This window comes from Rhodococcus chondri, from assembly GCF_036327435.1.
Lineage (GTDB): Bacteria > Actinomycetota > Actinomycetes > Mycobacteriales > Mycobacteriaceae > Rhodococcus > Rhodococcus chondri.
In genome coordinates, this window is sequence record NZ_JAUZMZ010000267.1 from 1 (window position 1) to 4,137 (window position 4,137).

Genomic DNA, 4,137 nt, shown 5'->3' on the forward strand with positions numbered 1-4,137 from the left:
ACCCGCCGCGGCCGAAGAGATCCGCCGGGTGGTCACGGTGTTCCGGGAGTTGCGCTCCGGGCTCACCGGCGACGGCCGCACCAAACTCAAATCTCCCTCGGGCACCCTGTCCACCGCCGAAGCGATCTCTGTGGTCACCAACGGCCTGGCCCTGTCCGCGCATTTCGGGGACGGGGTGCTGCGGCCTGCCGATGTCGCCGCAGGCATCCTCGGATCGGTCCTGAAGGATCCGGTGGCCGACCGGGTCGTGTGGACCGAGTATCTCGAGGCGGTCGTCCGCGACCGCACCGAGTGGGCCGACTTCTATCGTGCGTGCCGCGAGGTCACCGGGTGACCATCTCCCCGCAGGTGCGGGTGCTGGGAATCCGGCATCACGGCCCCGGATCGGCTCGCGCGATCGTTCGCGCGCTGACGGAGTTCGAGCCCGACACCGTGCTCATCGAGGGCCCGTCCGACGCCGATCCACTCGTCGCGCTCGCGGGATCCGAACGGATGCGGCCGCCGGTGGCGCTGCTCGCCTACGCGACCGCCGAACCCGCGACCGCGGCCTTCTGGCCGCTCGCCACCTTCTCTCCGGAGTGGCAGGCACTGCAGTGGGCCCTGTGGAACGACGCGGACGTGCGGTTCTGTGATCTGCCGGCGTCTCTTGCGCTCGCGGCCGATCGACCCGTCGGCGGGGACGGCCGCGACCCGCTGGCCGCGCTCGCGGCGGCGGGCGGCTACGACGATTTCGAACAGTGGTGGGACGCAGTCGTCGAATCCGGGTCGGGTGACGAACCTGGCGGCACACCCGACTTCGACGCGATCACCGAGGCGATGTCCGCCGTGCGCGAGATCACCGATCCGGACGAGCACACCGCGCGCCGTGAGGCGCACATGCGGCAGGTACTGCGTGCCACGATCAAAGCCGGTGCTCAGAAGATCGCCGTCGTGTGCGGGGCGGCGCATGCGCCTGCCCTGAGCGGCAAACTCGGTCCGGCTGCGCCGGATGCGCGACTGCTGAGGGGATTACCCAAGGTGAAATCGTCGCTGACGTGGGTACCGTGGACGCATTCCCGGTTGTCCACCGCATCCGGGTACGGCGCCGGAATCACCTCTCCCGGCTGGTATCACCACCTGTTCACGCACCGCGAGCACACGACCGCCCGCTGGTTCACGAAGGTCGCCCGCGTACTCCGCGACGAAGACCTTCCGGTGTCGAGCGCGCACGTCATCGAGGCGACCCGGCTCGCCGACACGCTCGCCGCGCTGCGCGGTCGCCCGCTGGCCGGGCTCGGCGAGGTCACCGAAGCAACCCGGGCGGTGCTGTGCGACGGCGACGATGTGCTGCTCGATCTGGTGACGCGCAGGCTCGTCGTCGGTGAGGCGTTGGGCGCGGTGCCCGACGAGACACCGACGGTGCCCCTCGATGCGGATCTGCAGGCGCGGTGGAAATCGTTGCGTCTCAAGCGTTCCGCTCTGAGCAAGGATCTGGATCTGGATCTGCGCAAGGACCTCGATCTGCAGCGGTCGCAGTTGTTGCACCGGTTGCGCCTCGTGGGCGTCGACTGGGGTGTTCCGGCGGCGAGCACCGTCCGCTCGACCGGCACGTTCCGCGAGTCGTGGTCGCTGAGATGGGAACCGGAGTTGTCGGTCGCGATCGTCGAGGCGTCGCGGTGGGGCTCCACCATCGAGTCGGCGGCGCACGCGCTCGTGCTGGATCGCGCTCGGTCGCCGGAGGTCTCACTCGCGCAGGTCGTCGAACTGCTCGAGCAAGCGCTGCTCGCCGACCTGCGCGATGCGATTCCGCAATTGCTCGCCGCCGCGGATTCCGCCGCCGCTCTGGACCGCGACGTCGAGCATCTGATGGCGGCCCTGCCCACGCTGATTCGAACCCTGCGCTACGGCGATGTGCGCGGCACCGATCTGACGTCGCTCGGGCACGTCACCGATGGTCTACTGGTCCGGATCTGCGCGGGTCTGCCGCTCGCCGCGACCGGACTCGACCATGATGCCGCCGACGCGCTGCGCCACGCCGTCGACGAGGTGCATACCGCACTCGGGTTACGCGACGAGCCGGATTCGACCGATCGTTGGCTGGACGCGTTGGGTGCGCTCGCGGACCGCGACGATGTGGACGGCCTGCTCACCGGCCGCGCGGTGCGTCTGCTGCGCGACATGGGCCGAATGGGCGAGGCGGAAACCACGAGACGGGTGTCCCGGGCACTGTCGGTCGGCAGCGAACCGGCGGTGAAGGCCCGGTGGATCGACGGCTTCGTCGGTGCCGGCGGACTTCTGCTCGTGCACGATCGCAACCTGTTGCGCCTGATCGACGGGTGGGTGTCCGGGCTGCACGAACAGGATTTCCTCGATGTCCTGCCGATGCTGCGGCGGACGTTCGGTGCGTTCACGCCGCCGGAACGTCGCACGCTCGGTGAGATGATCCGTGGTGGTGTTCCGGTCCACGCTGGTGTGGCAGTCGATGCGGAGCGTGGTGGCCGCGCCGTTCGCGCGACCGCACTCATCCTGGGAGTGCCTGCATGACATACGATTCCGAACGCATGCGTCGATGGAGGCTGATGCTGGGCGCCGCCTCCGAGGAATCGATCGGAGCGCCGGCTCCCGGAGCCGACGAGGCGATGGACGCGGCACTGGCCGCCCTCTACGACCGCGGGGACGCATCCGACGGTGCGAATCGCTCGGCGGGGCTGGGTTCGTCCGCACCGCGTGTCGCGAGGTGGCTCGGGGACATTCGCACGTACTTCCCGGCGTCGGTGGTTCAGGTGATGCAGCGCGACGCGGTGGAGCGGCTCGGTTTGACGCGGCTCCTCCTCGAACCGGAGATGCTCGACGCTGTCGAGCCGGATGTACATCTGGTGGGCACGCTGCTGAGCTTGAACAAGGTGATGCCCGACGCGACGAAAGCGACGGCGCGTGCGGTGGTGGAGAAGGTGGTCCGGCAGGTCGAGGAGCGGATTGCCCAGCACACGCGTGCCGCGGTGAACGGCGCCCTCGATCGTTCGGCACGAACGTCGAATCCGAAGCTGCGCGACGTCGATTGGAACCGCACGATCCGCGCGAACCTCGCGCACTATCTGCCGGAACATCGGACCGTCGTACCGGAACGGCTGATCGGTTACGGCCGCCGCTCACACGCTGTGCAGCGCGATGTGGTGCTGGCGGTCGACCAGTCCGGGTCGATGGCGTCGAGCGTGGTGTACGCGTCCGTGTTCGGCGCGGTGCTCGCGTCGATCCGGGCACTACGCACCTCATTGATCGTGTTCGACACCACCGTGGTTGATCTGACCGAGAAGCTGTCGGATCCGGTGGACGTGCTGTTCGGCACGCAGTTGGGCGGAGGCACCGACATCAACCGCGCCATCGCCTACGGCCGATCGCTGATCAGCCGCCCCACCGAATCGATGTTCGTGCTGATCTCCGACCTGTACGAAGGTGGGATCCGCGCCGAGATGATCACCCGCATGGCTTCCATGCGGGACGCGGGAGTGCAGGTCGTCGTGCTGCTCGCACTCTCCGACGACGGCGCCCCGTCCTTCGATCGGGACAACGCGGCCGCGCTCGCGGCCTTGGGGATTCCCGCGTTCGCTTGCACACCGGACCGGTTTCCGGACCTGTTGGCGCTCGCACTCGAACGCGGCGATGTCGGGCGCTGGGCGCGGTCGTTGTGACCGCGCGTTCGTGACCCGAGTTCGATGTCGCTGCGACTGTGTCGCGCCGCGGAATAGTCGGCCGGCACACAGCCCGGACACGTTAGGATGCCCTAATCATGAGCTCTTGACGACCGGCCGACGAGACGAGGATCCTGTGAAACTCCGCATTGCGGCCGTTGTCGCCGCTACGGCGCTGGCTGTAGCGGCGTGCGGCTCGAACGGCACCGACACGGTCGACGACGCCGAGTCCACCGGCACGGGCGCGTTCCCCGCGACCGTCGACACGATGTTCGGTGAGGTCACCATCGAATCCCGGCCGGAGCGGGTCGCAGCACTCGGATGGGGCGACGCGGACACCGCACTGGCACTGGGCGTCGAACCCGTCGCAGCCGGTGACTGGCTCGGATGCGGCGGCGACGGTGTCGGTCCGTGGGCTCGGGGTCGGTACTCCCGGCCACCGGAGCTCATCGATACCGTCGAGCCGTCC

Annotated in this window: 2 protein-coding genes and 2 pseudogenes; all 4 read left to right on the top strand. The window is 68.9% G+C overall.

The annotated features are described in order from the left end of the window. Positions 1-334, top strand: a pseudogene (locus tag Q8814_RS24695) (ATPase); the annotation flags it as partial. Positions 335-336: 2 nt separating this feature from the next. Then, the gene (locus Q8814_RS24700; protein WP_330154602.1) at positions 337-2,523 is read left to right on the top strand and encodes a DUF5682 family protein; all 2,187 of its coding nucleotides are present in this window, start codon (positions 337-339) and stop codon (positions 2,521-2,523) included. Beyond that, a complete protein-coding gene (locus Q8814_RS24705) occupies positions 2,520-3,668 on the top strand; it encodes a VWA domain-containing protein (RefSeq protein ID WP_330154601.1) in 1,149 nt (382 codons plus the stop codon). Before Q8814_RS24700 ends, Q8814_RS24705 begins: the two co-directional genes overlap by 4 nt. A 136-nt stretch (positions 3,669-3,804) precedes the next feature. Next, a pseudogene (locus tag Q8814_RS24710) lies at positions 3,805-4,137 on the top strand (iron-siderophore ABC transporter substrate-binding protein); the annotation flags it as partial.

Coding starts and splice junctions, on each gene's coding strand:
- Q8814_RS24705 (WP_330154601.1), top strand. CDS start 2,520: ATGACATACGATTCCGAACGCATGCGTCGATGGAGGCTGATGCTGGGC.